A 13,836-nucleotide genomic window follows, 5' to 3' on the forward strand; every position below is an offset into this window, starting at 1 on the left:
CCAGTCAGTTGCCTGACTGGCTTTTTTGTTGCCGCTTGCGGGGCTGAGTTTGCAAAAGTATTGCTAGCTGGCAGGAAGAATGATGCCAATCCGGGTGCCGCTGGTATCGGACTCGGCAAACACCGAGCCGCCATGCATCTTGGCAATCGCCTGAACAATGGCCAATCCCAGGCCATGGTTGTGGTCGGCATTGTGGCGCGATGAATCTGCGCGGTAAAAGCGCTCGAACAGATGACGCAGGTGTGTGGCCTCGATACCCGCGCCTTCATTGCATACGGTGATCACGGCCTCCTGGTGGTCGGCTTGCTGCCGGTTGCGAAGCTGTATCACGACCGCCGAGCCTGTGCGGGCATAGCGCGTTGCGTTGCTGAGCAGGTTGGAGAGGGCGCGGCGTATCAAGGGCGCATCAATGGGTGCGCTTGCATCTCCATCGATTTCGATTCGCAGATTGGCATCCAGCGCCACCGCTTCGTAGAAATCGGCCACTTCCGAAGCAACGGGCGCCAGGCGTGCGTTTTTCTTCTCCCGCGCACCAGCGCCCCGGTCGGCTCTGGAGAGAAAAAGCATGTCTCCCACAATGCTGGCGATGCGGCGCAGGTCTTCCAGGTTCGACTCCAGCACCTCCCGCATCTCTTCCACGGTGCGGGGCTTGCGCAGCACCACTTCCGAGCTGCTGATCAAGGTGGCAAGCGGGGTGTTCAACTCATGCGCCACATCGGCGTTGAAGGATTCGAGCTGGCGGTAGGCATCGGCCAGTCGGTCCAGCAAGGCGTTGAACTGCGTCACCAGCGGGTGCAGCTCCTGCGGCAAGGCGCTGCCATCCAGGCGCTTTTCAAAGTCCTTGGCAGTGATGTCGCCAATCTGAGCAACGAGTGCCTTGATCGGCCGCAGGCTCTTTCTCACCAGCAGTCTGCCGAACAGGGACAGGATGAGCGAGCCTGCCACCATGGAGGCGAGGAGCGTCCAGGCCAGTGACCGGAGCAGCGCGTCATCGGGCCGCCGATCCATCACCAGAGTGGCATTTGCGCTCAGCAGTTGCTCGGATTGTTCTGAATAGAAGGACACCCTGAATGAGCGCTCGATCGAGTGGTGCGCAGGAAAGGATGCAGTGCGGCTGTCGAACAGGGTGTTTCCGGCATCGTCCTTGATGTAGACCGCATAGTCTCCGTGGCCTGCCAGAAAATCCATCAGCATGTGCTGCAGCGACTTGGTTCTGTGCTCTTTCAGATCGTCTGCAAGCACATGGGTGAGCGAGGCCTGCTTTTGGTCCAGCATTTCCTGCTGCCGCACGGACAGCGTATGGTCAAAGACCAGATAGACCGCCAGGCTCACAGCCCCCAGCCCGAGCATGGTAAGTATGGCCAGCCAGCGGAAAAGGTATTTCCCGAGGTGGGGAACAGGGGCGGCAGTGTTCATCCGACGGCCCTGGCCTCCAGTACATAGCCCATGCCGCGCACGGTCTGGATCAGTGGGGTGCCAAACGGATGGTCTACCTTCATGCGCAAGCGACGCACCGCGACCTCCACCACATTGGTTTCGCTGTCGAAGTTCATGTCCCACACCTGCGATGCCAGCTCCGTGCGTGAGAGCACCTCGCCCTTGCGGCGAAGCAGCAGCGCCAGCAGGTTGAATTCCTTGGCCGTGAGATCCAGCCGAGTGCCTGCGCGCGTGGCCTTGCGGCGGATGAGGTCCAGCTCCAGATCGCCTTCGCCGAGGATGGTGGGCTCTGGCGACTGCTGGTGCATGCATGTTCTGCGCAGCAGTACCTGGATGCGCGCAACCAGCTCGGAGAACGCAAATGGCTTGACCATGTAGTCATCGGCGCCGCTTTGCAGGCCGCGCACGCGGTCTTCCACATCGGAGCGGGCGGTCAACATCAGAACCGGGGTGGCTTTGGACTGCCGCAGTGCAGCAAGCACGGCAAAGCCGTCAATGCCGGGCAGCATGCCGTCCAGAACGATGAGATCGTATTCCAGCTCCATCGCCATGTGGAGGCCGTCCACACCATTGATTGCGGTATCGACCGTATAGCCTTCTTCGGAGAGGCCTTTGCGCAGGTACTCCCCGAGCTTCGCTTCGTCTTCAATCAAAAGCAATCTCATGCAGCAGATTGTCTGGCATTTGAAACAGAAATGCAGATTACAAATTTGTAATCTGGCTGACGGCGTTGTGTCGTCCTTGAATTCATAGAGTCCGTCCAAGCGCGCATTGACCCTGCACGTCGCAATGCGCCGGGCCTGGTGTGCATGGCGAATGCATGAGAGCGCCAGGGCGACCGAGCGGCACTTTGGTGCAGGCCGGACGCCCAGGCACAGGGTATGTGTGCGTGAACCTCGATTTCTGGAGATGCTCACATGGCGACCCCGCTCTATGGCCGGCTCATAGGCCCAACGCATATCAAAACGCTCTCGCTTGCCGCCGTGGTGGCGATAGCCTTCATCTACCCGGCACAGGCGGCGTCCGGCTGGGCTTATCCCTCAGGTACGGCCTCCAGCCTTCCCACATCGGCTTCCCCGGCCCGCGCGGAGACCTCGCTCGCTGCTGCCTGGGGCAAGGCACTGGCTGCCAATCCTGGGTTGCAGGCTGCACGCCATGGTGCAGAGGCCAGCAGGGGCGCAGTGCTGCAAAGCCAGGCACGGCCCAACCCCGAGCTGGCCTACAGCCAGGAAGATACCCGTTCTTCCTCGCGTTCGAGCACCGTGCAGTTGAATCAGCTGGTCGAGCTGGGCGGCAAGCGCGAGGCGCGCATTCAGGTGGCCGAGCGCGAAAGGGATGTTGCCAACAGTACGGTGCTGGAAACCAGGGTGGCGCTCAGGTTTCAGCTGGTGAGCCAGTTCAATGAATTGCTGTTGGCCCAGCAGCGGGTGGAGTACGCCGCCAAAACGCATGCGCTGGCGCAGCAATCGGCAGACGCCGCAGCCCGCCGCGTGGAGGCTGGCAAGGTGCCGCCACTGGAGGCCAGTCGCGCACAGGTGGCGCAGGCCAATGCGCTGCTGGAGCTGAATCAGGCGCGCTCCAATGTGCTGGTGGCGCAGCAGAATCTGGCAGCGCTGTGGGGCGGGCAGGCCGCTGAGGTGGGTGTGGCGACGGGCGATTTTTCCGCCGTCGCAGAGTCCCCCGACTTCGATGACATTGACGCGCTTCTGAACAGCGCCCCAGGTATTGCAACGGCTCGCCTCGCGCTGGAGCAGAGCCGTGCAGCGTCCAACCTGGAGCGCAGCAAGCGTGTGCAGGATCTGACCGTCAGCCTGGGCGTCAAACGGGCCAAGGAAGTAGGGCGCAACCAGATCGTGTTTGGCGTGAGCATTCCGTTGCCATTGTTCGACAGCAACGAGGGCAACCAGCTGCAGGCCTTGCGCAAGGTGGACCAGGCGGAGCAACACCTGCAGGACGTGCGGCTGCAGATACAGACCCAGGTGTTTGCGGCGCGCCAGCAATTGCTCAGCAGCAACAGCCAGGTTCAGCTGCTGCGCAGCCAGGTGGTGCCGACGGCGCAGTCGGCGTACGAGCTGGCGGTGCGTGGCTTCAGCCTGGGCAAGTTCAGCTTTCTGGATGCCCTGGACGCGCAGCGCACCTTGTTTGACAGCCAGCGCCAATTGCTGGAGCAGCTCAGCGCGTCCCACAAGGCGCGCGCGGAAATCGACCGTCTTCTGGGTACGCCCAATGTGGATCTTGCAGTCACTGGAATCTGAATATGTCCGAGAAAACCAAATTCGACACCTCTCTCTCGTCCTCCCGGCAATGGATAGTGGTTGCCGCAATCCTTGCCACCGGCATGGTGGGGGGCGCACTTATTCTGCGGCCAGCAACAAAGCCTTCTCAGGCGCAGGCCCAGCAAGCCGGCCACACTGAATCCCACGCGCATGGCGATGGTGAGCACCACGGAGAGAGCCCAGCACCCGAAAAAGCCCATCAGGATGCGGACCAGCATCAGGATGGTGAGCACCACGAAGGCGAGGCGAAAAAACCCGCGCAGGCGGTCAGCCCCAAGACGGAAGAAGCGGGTCATGGCGACAAGGAAGAGGAAGGGCATGTCAAGCTCAGCCCCGTGCAGGCCAAGGCGGCAGGCATTGTGGTGGTGCAGGCGGATGCGGCATCCATCCGCAAGGAGATGGTGTTGTCAGGCGAGATCCGCTTTGACGAGGACCGCACCGCGCACGTGGTACCCCGGGTGCCGGGCGTGGTGGCTTCGGTGCATGCGCAACTGGGTGAGCGGGTTGCCAAAGGGCAGTTGCTGGCGGTGGTGCAGAGCGCTGCCGTTTCAGACCAGCGCAGCGAGCTGCAGACTGCGCAAAAGCGCCTGTCGCTGGCGCGAACAACCTACGACCGCGAGAGGAAGCTGTGGGAGGAGCGCATCTCTGCCGAGCAGGATTACCAGCAGGCCAGAGCATCCTTGCAGGAGGCCGAGATTGCCGTCGCCAATGCCTCCCAGAAACTCGCTTCCATCGGCGCTGGCGCGGGTGGCGGCGGTGCAGGCGGCTTCAGCCGTTATGAGCTGAGGGCGCCGCTCGCCGGTGTGGTGGTCGAGAAGCACCTCACGGTCGGTGAATCGGTGGCGGAGAACACCGCCTCTTTCACCATCTCGGATATGAGCTCGGTGTGGGCCGAGATGAATGTTTCCGCACCGCAACTGCCTTTTGTGCGCGTGGGCTCGCCCGTCACGGTGCGCGCAACGGCATTCGACTCCAGTGCTGAGGGGCGCGTGGCCTATGTGGGCGCACTGATTGGCGAGCAGACGCGCACTGCGCCCGCTCGCGTTGCACTTGCCAATCCGCAAGGCGTATGGCGCCCCGGCCTTTTTGTCGATGTGAAGGTGCTGGCAGAAGAATCGCAGGTACCCATTGCGGTGGATGCCAAGGCGATCCAGCAGCCCGATGGCAAGGAGAGCGTGGTGTTTGTTCCCACCGATGACGGCTACAAGGCACAGGTGGTGCAGGTGGGGCGCTCGGATGGGCGCCTTGTCGAAATCAAATCGGGGCTGAAAGCCGGGCAGGCGTATGTCAGGGACGGCAGCTTCATGCTGAAGGCAGAGATGGGCAAGGCTTCTGCCGAGCACGCGCACTGAACGGGGGAGAGCACATGTTTGAGCGCATCATCCGCTTTGCCATCGAGCAGCGTTGGCTGGTTCTCGTAGCCGCTGCCGCCATGGCCGTTCTCGGCGTTTTCAGCTACCAGAAGCTGTCGATCGACGCAGTGCCTGACATCACGAATGTCCAGGTACAGATCAACACCCAGGCGCCTGGCTATTCTCCACTGGAGACCGAGCAGCGCATCACCTACCCGATAGAAACCGTGATGGCGGGCCTGCCGCAGCTGGAGCAGACACGTTCGCTGTCGCGCTATGGATTGTCCCAGGTCACCGTGATCTTCAAGGACGGCACCGACATCTATTTCGCCCGCCAACTGGTCAATGAACGCATCCAGGAGGCCAAGGAGAAGCTGCCTGCCAACATATCGCCCAGCCTGGGGCCCATCTCCACGGGCCTGGGCGAGATTTACCTGTGGACCGTGGAGGCCGAAGAGGGCGCCAGGAAGGCAGATGGCTCGCCCTATACCCCCATGGACCTGCGCGAGATACAGGACTGGGTCATCAAGCCGCAGCTGCGCAATGTGCCCGGCGTCACCGAAATCAACTCCATCGGCGGCTTCTCGAAAGAGTACCTGGTGGCTCCTTCACCGGAAAAGCTGGCGTCCTACGGTATTTCCATGGATCGGATCGTGGCGGCGCTGCAGAACAACAATACCAATGTTGGCGCGGGCTACATCGAGCGCCAGGGCGAGCAGTACCTGATCCGCGCCCCCGGCCAAGCCAAGGGAATCGACGATCTCAGGGAGATCATCGTCGGCACGGCGCAGGGCCAGCCCATACGCATCCGCGACTTGGCCGATGTGGAACTGGGGCGCGAGTTGCGCACCGGGGCTGCCACGGACAACGGGCGCGAGGTGGTGCTCGGCACCGTCTTCATGCTGATTGGCGAGAACAGCCGCGTAGTCTCCAAGGCGGTGGACGAGCGGATGCAGTCGATCCGCAAGAGCCTTCCCGAAGGCGTGAAGATTGTCACGGTCTACGACCGCACCACCCTGGTGGAAAAGGCCATCACCACCGTAAAAAAGAACCTGCTGGAGGGCGCCGCGCTGGTGGTGGTCATCCTGTTCCTCTTTCTGGGCAACATCCGCGCGGCCCTGATCACGGCGCTCATCATTCCGCTCTCTATGCTCTTTACCTTCACCGGCATGGTGCATTACCGCATCAGCGCCAACCTCATGAGCCTGGGCGCGCTGGATTTCGGCATCATCATTGACGGGGCGGTGGTCATCGTGGAGAACTGCGTGCGGCGCCTTGCGCATGCCCAGGAGCACAAGGGGCGGCTGCTGACGCGCAACGAGCGGTTTCAGGAAGTGTTTGCCGCCGCCAAGGAATCGCGCAGGCCGTTGCTGTTTGGCCAGCTCATCATCATGGTGGTGTACTTGCCGATCTTTGCGCTGACTGGGGTGGAGGGCAAGATGTTCCACCCTATGGCGCTGACGGTGGTGCTGGCGCTGGCCGGTGCCATGGTGCTATCCATCACATTCATCCCCGCTGCCATTGCCCTCTTTATCGGAGCGCGGGTTGCGGAGAAGGAGAACCGCCTGATGTCATGGGCGCGCAATGCCTATGAGCCGCTGCTGCAAGGCGTGATGCGCATGCCCATGGTCGTGATCGCAGGTGCCGTGGTGGCAGTATTGCTGAGCCTGGTGCTGGCGTCTCGCATGGGCAGTGAGTTCGCGCCCAACCTCAATGAAGGGGATTTTGCGGTGCAGGCACTGCGCGTACCCGGGACGAGTCTGACCCAGTCGCTCGACATGCAGATGCAGCTGGAGCGCACGCTCAAGGAGAAATTTCCGGAGGTCGACCGGGTCTTTGCGCGCACCGGCACAGCGGAGATCGCGGCCGACCCCATGCCGCCCGATATCTCAGACGGCTACATCATGCTCAAACCCAAAGCACAGTGGCCCGATCCCAACCGCAGCAGAGAGGATCTGCTGGCTGCGATCCAGGACGTGGTGCAAGAGATTCCCGGCAGCAACTACGAGTTTTCGCAACCCATTCAACTTCGGTTCAATGAGTTGATATCGGGCGTGCGCAGCGATGTTGCCGTGAAGATTTTTGGCGATGACATGCAGGTGCTCGAGCGCACGGCGCAGAGCATTGCAGCTATGCTGCAGAAGGTGCCCGGATCGTCGGAGGTAAAGGTGGAGCAGACCACTGGCCTGCCCATGCTGACCGTGCAGGTCGACCGCGAGAAGGCATCACGTTATGGGCTGAACCTGGGTGATGTGCAGCAGACCATTGCCACGGCCATTGGCGGCCAGGAGGCGGGCACGATTTTCGAGGGTGACCGGCGTTTCGATATTCAGGTTCGCTTGCCTGAATCGGTGCGCAATGATCTGGCAGCCCTTGAGCGCCTGCCGATTGCGCTGCCGCCGCAGGCAAGCGGCAGGCAGGCCTTTTTGCCGCTGTCTGCAGTAGCATCCTTCAACCTGTCTCCGGGCCCCAACCAGGTCAGCCGCGAAGACGGCAAGCGGCGCATCGTCGTCAGTGCCAACGTGCGGGGGCGAGACATCGGCTCGTTCGTCGCACAGGCGCAGCGTGACCTGGATGCGATTGCCCTGCCAGCAGGTTACTGGACGCGGTGGGGCGGTACCTTCGAGAACATGCAATCGGCCCAGCAGCGCCTGCAGATCGTGGTGCCTGTCGCACTGCTCCTGGTCTTCACCTTGCTGTTTGCCATGTTTGGCAACGTGAGAGACGGGTTGGTGGTCTTTACCGGCATCCCCTTTGCGCTCACGGGTGGAATACTGGCCTTGTGGCTGAGGGGCATTCCGCTGTCCATCTCTGCGGCCATCGGATTCATCGCGCTGTCGGGGGTGGCCGTGCTCAATGGCCTGGTGATGATCTCATCGATCCGCGCCCTGCGCGAGACAGGGTTGGGTGTTCCGCAGGCGGTGCATAGCGGCGCGCTCTCTCGCCTGCGGCCGGTTCTGATGACGGCGCTTGTGGCATCACTGGGGTTCGTGCCCATGGCGATTGCCACGGGTACAGGGGCCGAGGTGCAACGCCCGCTTGCCACGGTGGTGATCGGCGGGATACTTTCGTCGACGATATTAACCTTGCTGGTGCTGCCGCTGCTCTATCGCATGGTGCACAAGAACGATCCATCGGAGGACGAGTTGAAGGAGCAAGAGCCGGTAGCCTGATGGCACCGCAAAAACAGCGCCATGCCCAATCCGGCATGGCGTTTTTTATTCTGCAACGCAAGGGGCTCAGAGGTTATCGGGAAAGCGCTGGCTGCTATGGTTTCTATATTCTTTTTGTAACACGCAGGTGGCGAGAATGTCATCTTCCGGTGGGCAATCCGTCAGGGTGTTTTTTTCAGAATAGAGCCATCTCGAATGCACTCGCTTCGAGGTGTTTACAAACCTTTGAAAGGCACTTCCTCATGCGAAAGAACCGTACTTCCCTGATCGCCGCCATGTCTGTTTTCGCCGCAGCGCTGCTGACGGGCAATGCAGCTTTTGCGAACAGCTATATCCACCAGACCACCACGGAAAAGGGCTATGTCACATACCCCGAGCATTTCAAGAGCGAAAGAACCCGGGCTGAAGTGCAAGCCGAAGCGGCTGCGTTTGTGAAGCAAGGCGGCTCTGATGCGTTCCGTGGTGGCAACTTCCCGCCGCGCGATACCAGTGCTGCCTCCGGCAAGACCCGTGAGCAGGTCGTGAACGAGTTCCGCTCGCTGACCCCCCAGGAGCGCAAGGCATTGGAGACGCTTTACAGGGGGTGATTGCCGGAAGAACAGAACTCTCGCTCCGGCATGTAGTTCCTGCCCCTGTTGATGGTGTGCATGGTGCTGGAGGCTCCATGCATTGCGCATGGAAAGCCGCCCTGGTGTTAAGGCCAGGGCGGCTTTTTTCATCCTCTCTCATCCCTTTGCAGACATGCACTATCGACTGTCCAGGGGTATGGTTTGCGGCGCTGTGGACTTCCGGGGAGGCCTGCAGACTGGCGCGGGCTCTGGCATAGCCTTGCCTGCGGCTTCTGCTTCTTCGCGGGCTTGGATGCGGCGGGCCTGTTCGGCCTGGGCATCGGCAGGCATGGCCGGGTCGCAGTACGGTAGAGGTTTGGCTTTGCTGGTGGCCGTGCCGTGTTCTGCGGAAACCGGGGCCGCGGCTTCTGCCGTGCGCTCGGCTGCCGCGCTGGCATCTACGCTCGCCTGCGCATGTGCTCCGGCAGAGAATTCTGCCTCTTTTGCCCGGGCGCGACGGTCCAGTTGGGGGGGCGGGGTTACTGCAACAGGGGCCGCAGGAGCCGCGGGAGTCGGCATTGCAGCAGTAGGGAGCGCCGGCGCAGTTGCAGCATGGGGTGGTGCAACAGTGGCAGAGTGCATGTCTGCAGAAGCAGGTGCGTGTTGCTGGGCCTTGCGAGCGAAGGCCGCGCCGCCATCGCCGCCTGGCTGGGCCGTATCAGGTGCACTGGCTGCAGGTGGCAGAGGGTGCTCTGCCGTTTTTTTTGCTTCAGGTTTGATCGCCAATGGTGCATTTGGGGTGGGTGCGGGCAGTGATTTTTCTTCAAGATTGGCACTGGCCTTGCCATTGGCGATCGCATCGGCAGCCACAGGCTCTGTTGACGCTGCGGACGATACCGTGGCGGCGGATTCGCCCGCAGCCGAAGAAGCCGGTGCGGGGCTGTCGAGTTGAGGCGCGCCAGGCTCGTCCAGGTGATGCAAGGTGAGCCAGCCAACCAGGCCAATGGCGGCCAGACTGCCAAGCGCATGGCGCAGCCAGCGGCGGTCATTGGCGGGCTCTCCGTCAAAGCCGGCACCTGTGTCTGGTGCGGGCGTGAGTATCGGTTGTGTGTCGTTGGCTGTGCGCATGGCTGCCTGCTCACGTGCATAGGCCAGCACGCGGGCACTGGCCTCGGGGCTGGGGCCGTGTGGGCTGCCGTCTTCTGTGCTGGCTGCATGGTAGCGCTGCACCAGATCATCTGGCGGCGTGCCGGGCACGGGGGCGTTCCGGGGTGTGGTGCGGTCGGTCATGCGGGCACCTTCTGTGGTTCTTCGTCGCCTGCTTCCAGGGCTTGGCGCAGTTTGGCGCGTGCATAGCGCAGGCGGCTTTTTGCGGTCTCCTGGGTCACATGGGTGGCTGCGGCGATATCGGCCACGGTCATGTCGGCCTCGGCTTGCAGCAAAAAGGCTTCGCGTTGTTCGGGCGGTAGTTGGGCCAGGGCGTTGAGCAGGGCACGGGCGATGTCCTTGCGGCCTTGCAGGCGCTCGGGATCAAAGCCGGAATTGGCAAACAGGGTTTCGGCAAGGGCCATGCCTTCGCCGGTTTCCTCGTCGAGGCTGGCATGGGGTTTGTGGCGGCGCCAGTGGTCCACCAGCTTGTGGTGCGCAAGGGTGAAGGCCCAGGTGCTGAACTTGGCACTGGGCTGGTAGCCGGGCGCTGCATCCACCACGGCGAACCAGGTGTCCTGCGCCAGGTCATCAGCGAGAGCTGCGTTGCCTGTGTTGCGGAAAAAATAGCGCCATAGGCGCTGGCTGTGGCGGGCGTAGAGTGGCTCAAACGCGGCGGCATGGCCGCGGGCATAGGCCAGCATCAGCGCTTCGTCGGGTTGTTGTTCATCCACCATCGGGCCCATTATGCAAAGCCGGATGCACAGTGCGAGCCGATGTGGAGAAAATCGCACAACCACCCCTGCCCAGGCTGGCGTATGCCAGGGCGGGGCGGATGGGTGCCGGCAATCAATAGCGAGGTGGGTCGGGCACATAGCTGCGCTCGGCATCGGCGGGAAAGGCTTGGGGGCGGCGTTCAGGCGCAGGGCGCGGCTCGCGGATCACGCCTTTGGCCACCAGGTTGGCGTAGCTGTCGTAGCGGATTCGGACGATCTGCTCGGGCCGTTGCGTGGCGCTGTCGAAATCCACCGTGCGGGTGTGCGAGGTTTCCAGCGCGCCGTGGCCGGTGCCAAGGCTTGGGGAGCGCGGCGCGGCGTTGGCTGTGGCTGCAGGCGCGCGCTTGGCGGCTCTTTCAGATGTGGACGGGGCGGGTGATGCTTCGGCTGCGCTTTCTGCTGCCGGTGAGGAGGGCGGCTGTGAGGCAGCGGCGGGGGCGGCCTGTGGCGCGGATGGTGGCGTGGGCAAGGGTGCCGTCGTGGCTGCGGCATCGGCGGTGGATTTTTCCGATTCTTTCATACGGGCTGGCGCATGTTCTTCGGCCACGGGGCTGCGGCGCACGGCCGGTGGGGGGCGCACGGGTTCGGGCACGCGCTCACGGAACAGGGCGACGCCGATCACGCCTACGTCCAGCGGGCGGCCGGTGCGGCTGGCGTACGATGCGTCGCTTTCCGAAAAGTAGAAGGCCGCAACCTGGGACTGGCTTTTGCGCCAGCCGTTGATGGCCCAGTTTTGCCAGGGATTGAAGACATAGCCGTCATCCGGCGCGCTCGATGCGGTCTTGCCGTCAAGCGCGTTGACGCCGTCAACGCTGATGACAGCCAGAATGCGGCCGCCGGTACGGTTGGTGATGTCAATGGCATAACTGGCGCCGGGACGGCCCGCCACCCAGTATTCGCCCTGGTACTGGTACAGCCGCAGGGGCTGGCCCGTCGTGCGGTCCACCAGCTTGACATCGGCCAGTCTGCCACGCGGCGCGGATGCGCTGGCATGGGCGGTGGGCATGCCTGCTGTCAGCAGGCAGGTGGTGAGCAGGGCTGAGAAAAGAGGCGAAAAACGGGTGGTGCGAAGACGCCCCGAGCGAGAGGGCGCCGAGTGAGAGCGGGCTGGGTAGGGATGTGCGGTCTTAGGCATGGTGCATGCTCCGGCAGGGTTGTGGTACCTGCTGAATCGGAGCAGGCCGCCCCATGGGGTTAAGCCGTACAGTGCGGTTTGTATTTTTTTGTAATGCCGAGGCGGACCTTGCTTTGGACGCTGCCGCGTCTTGCGGTCCGCGCCGATAAAAAACCCGGCGGGCGCCGGGCTTGGGTGTCATTGGTCTTTATGTGAAATCAGGCGCTGGTGCTTACCAGATAAGCCCAAGGTACTCATTTTTTTGTAACAAGCGAGCAGGTGCTCTTGGACAGGGGCTGGAAGGCCTTGTCACCCGGTATGGTGTCGAGGATCTTGTAGTAATCCCAGGCTCCCTTGGATTCCTTGGGAGACTTCATCTGGGCAAGGAACATGTCGTGCACCATGCGGCCGTCTTCGCGCACATAGCCGTTTTGCGAGAACACGTCGTTGATCTTCATCTTCTTGAGCTGGTTGGTCACCGCCACGCCTTCGTCAGTGCCTGCGGCATCGATGGCCTTGAGGTACTGGGTGACGGCGGAGTAGACGCTGGCCTGGTTCATCGACGGCATTTTCTTCATGCGGGCCTGGTACTTTTTGGACCAGGCGCGTGATTCATCATTGCGATCCCAGTAGAAGGCGGTGGCAAAGGTCAGGCCTTGGCCCAGCTCCAGCCCCATGGCGTGCGCATCGTTGATGTAGATGAGTTGCGGCACAAAGGTGATGTTCCTGGTCATGCCGAACTCCCGCGCCGTCTTGATGGAGTTGACGGTATCCTGCGTGGCGTTGGCAAGCGCCACGACCTGGGCCTTGCTGGCCTGCGCCTGCATCATGAAGGACGAGAAGTCGCTGGCATTGAACGGGTGATAGACGGTGCCCAGCACCTTGCCGCCGCTTTCCTTGACAAAATCTGTCACCGTGGCGGCTGTCACCTTGCCATAGGCATAGTCGACCGCCAGAATGAACCAGTCTTTCTTGCCCTGCGCCATGATGCTTTCGACCGCAGACTTGCCCAGGGAGTAGGAGTCGACGGTGTAATGCACGGTGGTGGGTGCGCAGAATTCGTTGGTCAGGCCCGTGGACAGCGCGCCGGTGCTGATGGCCACCTTGTTGCGTTCCTTGGCCAGGGTGAACACGGCGCCGGCAATGGCGGAGTTGTTCAGATCCATGATCATGTCCACGCCTTCGGCATCCCACCACTGGCGGGCCTTGGTGCCACCGATGTCGGCCTTGTTCTGGTGGTCGGCAAATACCAGCTCAATGGGTTTGCCTTGTACTTTGCCGCCAAAGTCTTCGATGGCCATCTTGGCCGCCTCGACCGAGCCCTTGCCGCCCGAATCGGCATACTGGCCCGACATATCGGTGAGCACGCCGATCTTGACCTTGTCATCCGAGATGCCGGTGGCCTGCGCTGCCAAGGTGGTGCAGGCCAGCATGGCGGCAGCTGCTGTGATTTTGAGATGGGTCACGGCTGTTTGTCTCCAAAAATAGTTGTCGTCTGTGCAAGCGATGCGCGATCGCGGAGGCTGGCTGCCGCATGGTGTGCAGCTCCGATTCAGGCTGGATTATCAAAACCCGGCTGTGGACGCTGCACCGTGCTTCCCCCTAGAGAGGGCGCAAACCAGTCCCATCTGCGACAAAATGGCGGGGCGACGGCTGCACAGAATGAAGAGCGTCGCAGAGCTAGCCACCCTTCATGGGCTTGGGTGGCCGTCCCACTCTCAATCTACTGCCAATGAATACTGCCAACAAAAGTGCCAGCCCCGAGGCGACTCCTTCCGATCCATCGGCCGCTTTTGCGTCGATACGCTTGAACGCGGCCAAGCTGTGGGTGTTGCTGGTACTGGTACTCAGCACCTTTGCCTGCCTGTACTGGGCGCCGCAACTCGATGCCGTCTGGGGCGCAGGCGCGGCCTACCGCTATGCCGCCTCGGGCCTGCCGGTTCTGTATGTACTGCTGCTGGTGGCATATGCCTGGTATCTGCGGCTGCATCCGGAAAAGGATGTGCAATAAGCA

At 62.2% G+C, this 13,836-nt stretch carries 11 protein-coding genes; 5 read left to right on the forward strand and 6 right to left on the reverse strand.

The genetic code is table 11. The features are described from left to right. Positions 1-63 precede the first annotated feature (63 nt). Positions 64-1,416 carry a heavy metal sensor histidine kinase gene (locus HNP33_RS10785; protein ID WP_184708227.1) on the reverse strand — a complete coding sequence of 451 codons (1,353 nt, stop codon included), beginning with the start codon at positions 1,414-1,416 and terminating at the stop codon, positions 64-66. Then, on the reverse strand, positions 1,413-2,102 hold the full coding sequence (locus tag HNP33_RS10790) for a heavy metal response regulator transcription factor (protein ID WP_184708228.1): 690 nt from the start codon (positions 2,100-2,102) through the stop codon (positions 1,413-1,415). Before HNP33_RS10790 ends, HNP33_RS10785 begins: the two co-directional genes overlap by 4 nt. A gap of 252 nt (positions 2,103-2,354) precedes the next feature. Between HNP33_RS10790 and HNP33_RS10795 the strand changes: the two genes are divergently transcribed. Genes HNP33_RS10795 through HNP33_RS21040 form a run of 4 tightly spaced genes read left to right on the forward strand, consistent with a single transcriptional unit; the run spans position 2,355 to position 8,825 of the window. After that, entirely contained in the window at positions 2,355-3,692 is a 1,338-nt protein-coding gene (locus tag HNP33_RS10795) for a TolC family protein (protein WP_184708230.1), read from the forward strand. 2 nt (positions 3,693-3,694) lie between these two features. Further along, on the forward strand, positions 3,695-5,065 hold the full coding sequence (locus HNP33_RS10800; RefSeq protein ID WP_184708232.1) for an efflux RND transporter periplasmic adaptor subunit: 1,371 nt from the start codon (positions 3,695-3,697) through the stop codon (positions 5,063-5,065). 14 nt (positions 5,066-5,079) lie between these two features. After that, on the forward strand, positions 5,080-8,238 hold the full coding sequence (locus tag HNP33_RS10805) for a CusA/CzcA family heavy metal efflux RND transporter (RefSeq protein WP_184708234.1): 3,159 nt from the start codon (positions 5,080-5,082) through the stop codon (positions 8,236-8,238). After that, positions 8,238-8,825 carry a DUF4148 domain-containing protein gene (locus HNP33_RS21040; protein ID WP_233464479.1) on the forward strand — a complete coding sequence of 196 codons (588 nt, stop codon included), beginning with the start codon at positions 8,238-8,240 and terminating at the stop codon, positions 8,823-8,825. The genes HNP33_RS10805 and HNP33_RS21040 overlap by 1 nt, the downstream gene beginning before the upstream one ends. A 159-nt stretch (positions 8,826-8,984) precedes the next feature. On the opposite strand, the gene HNP33_RS10815 is transcribed toward HNP33_RS21040, so the two are convergent. The 4 genes from HNP33_RS10815 to HNP33_RS10830 form a co-directional block, all read right to left on the reverse strand. Further along, on the reverse strand, positions 8,985-10,076 hold the full coding sequence (locus HNP33_RS10815) for a hypothetical protein (RefSeq protein WP_184708236.1): 1,092 nt from the start codon (positions 10,074-10,076) through the stop codon (positions 8,985-8,987). Further along, positions 10,073-10,669 (reverse strand): sigma-70 family RNA polymerase sigma factor, encoded by a 597-nt coding sequence (locus HNP33_RS10820; protein WP_233464480.1) that lies wholly within the window; start codon positions 10,667-10,669, stop codon positions 10,073-10,075. The genes HNP33_RS10815 and HNP33_RS10820 overlap by 4 nt, the downstream gene beginning before the upstream one ends. 112 nt (positions 10,670-10,781) lie before the next feature. Next, complete coding sequence (locus tag HNP33_RS10825; protein WP_233464481.1) at positions 10,782-11,843, reverse strand: hypothetical protein; 1,062 nt, start codon at positions 11,841-11,843, stop codon at positions 10,782-10,784. 233 nt (positions 11,844-12,076) lie between these two features. Continuing rightward, on the reverse strand, positions 12,077-13,255 hold the full coding sequence (locus HNP33_RS10830) for an ABC transporter substrate-binding protein (RefSeq protein ID WP_184708305.1): 1,179 nt from the start codon (positions 13,253-13,255) through the stop codon (positions 12,077-12,079). Between the two features lie 299 nt (positions 13,256-13,554). Here HNP33_RS10830 and HNP33_RS10835 point away from each other — a divergent pair, with 299 nt between their 5' ends. Beyond that, positions 13,555-13,833, forward strand: a complete 279-nt coding sequence (locus HNP33_RS10835; RefSeq protein ID WP_184708238.1) for a hypothetical protein — start codon at positions 13,555-13,557, stop codon at positions 13,831-13,833. Positions 13,834-13,836 lie beyond the last annotated feature (3 nt).

The organism is Comamonas odontotermitis, from assembly GCF_014207855.1.
Lineage (GTDB): Bacteria > Pseudomonadota > Gammaproteobacteria > Burkholderiales > Burkholderiaceae_C > Comamonas > Comamonas odontotermitis_A.

Excerpts from the sequence above, each read along its gene's own strand:
- HNP33_RS10795 (WP_184708230.1), top strand. The coding sequence starts at position 2,355 with ATGGCGACCCCGCTCTATGGCCGGCTCATAGGCCCAACGCATATCAAA.
- HNP33_RS10805 (WP_184708234.1), top strand. The coding sequence starts at position 5,080 with ATGTTTGAGCGCATCATCCGCTTTGCCATCGAGCAGCGTTGGCTGGTT.
- HNP33_RS21040 (WP_233464479.1), top strand. The coding sequence starts at position 8,238 with ATGGCACCGCAAAAACAGCGCCATGCCCAATCCGGCATGGCGTTTTTT.
- HNP33_RS10785 (WP_184708227.1), bottom strand. The coding sequence starts at position 1,416 with ATGAACACTGCCGCCCCTGTTCCCCACCTCGGGAAATACCTTTTCCGC.
- HNP33_RS10830 (WP_184708305.1), bottom strand. The coding sequence starts at position 13,255 with ATGCTGGCCTGCACCACCTTGGCAGCGCAGGCCACCGGCATCTCGGAT.
- HNP33_RS10835 (WP_184708238.1), top strand. The coding sequence starts at position 13,555 with ATGAATACTGCCAACAAAAGTGCCAGCCCCGAGGCGACTCCTTCCGAT.
- HNP33_RS10800 (WP_184708232.1), top strand. The coding sequence starts at position 3,695 with ATGTCCGAGAAAACCAAATTCGACACCTCTCTCTCGTCCTCCCGGCAA.
- HNP33_RS10815 (WP_184708236.1), bottom strand. The coding sequence starts at position 10,076 with ATGACCGACCGCACCACACCCCGGAACGCCCCCGTGCCCGGCACGCCG.
- HNP33_RS10825 (WP_233464481.1), bottom strand. The coding sequence starts at position 11,843 with ATGCCTAAGACCGCACATCCCTACCCAGCCCGCTCTCACTCGGCGCCC.
- HNP33_RS10820 (WP_233464480.1), bottom strand. The coding sequence starts at position 10,669 with ATGGTGGATGAACAACAACCCGACGAAGCGCTGATGCTGGCCTATGCC.
- HNP33_RS10790 (WP_184708228.1), bottom strand. The coding sequence starts at position 2,102 with ATGAGATTGCTTTTGATTGAAGACGAAGCGAAGCTCGGGGAGTACCTG.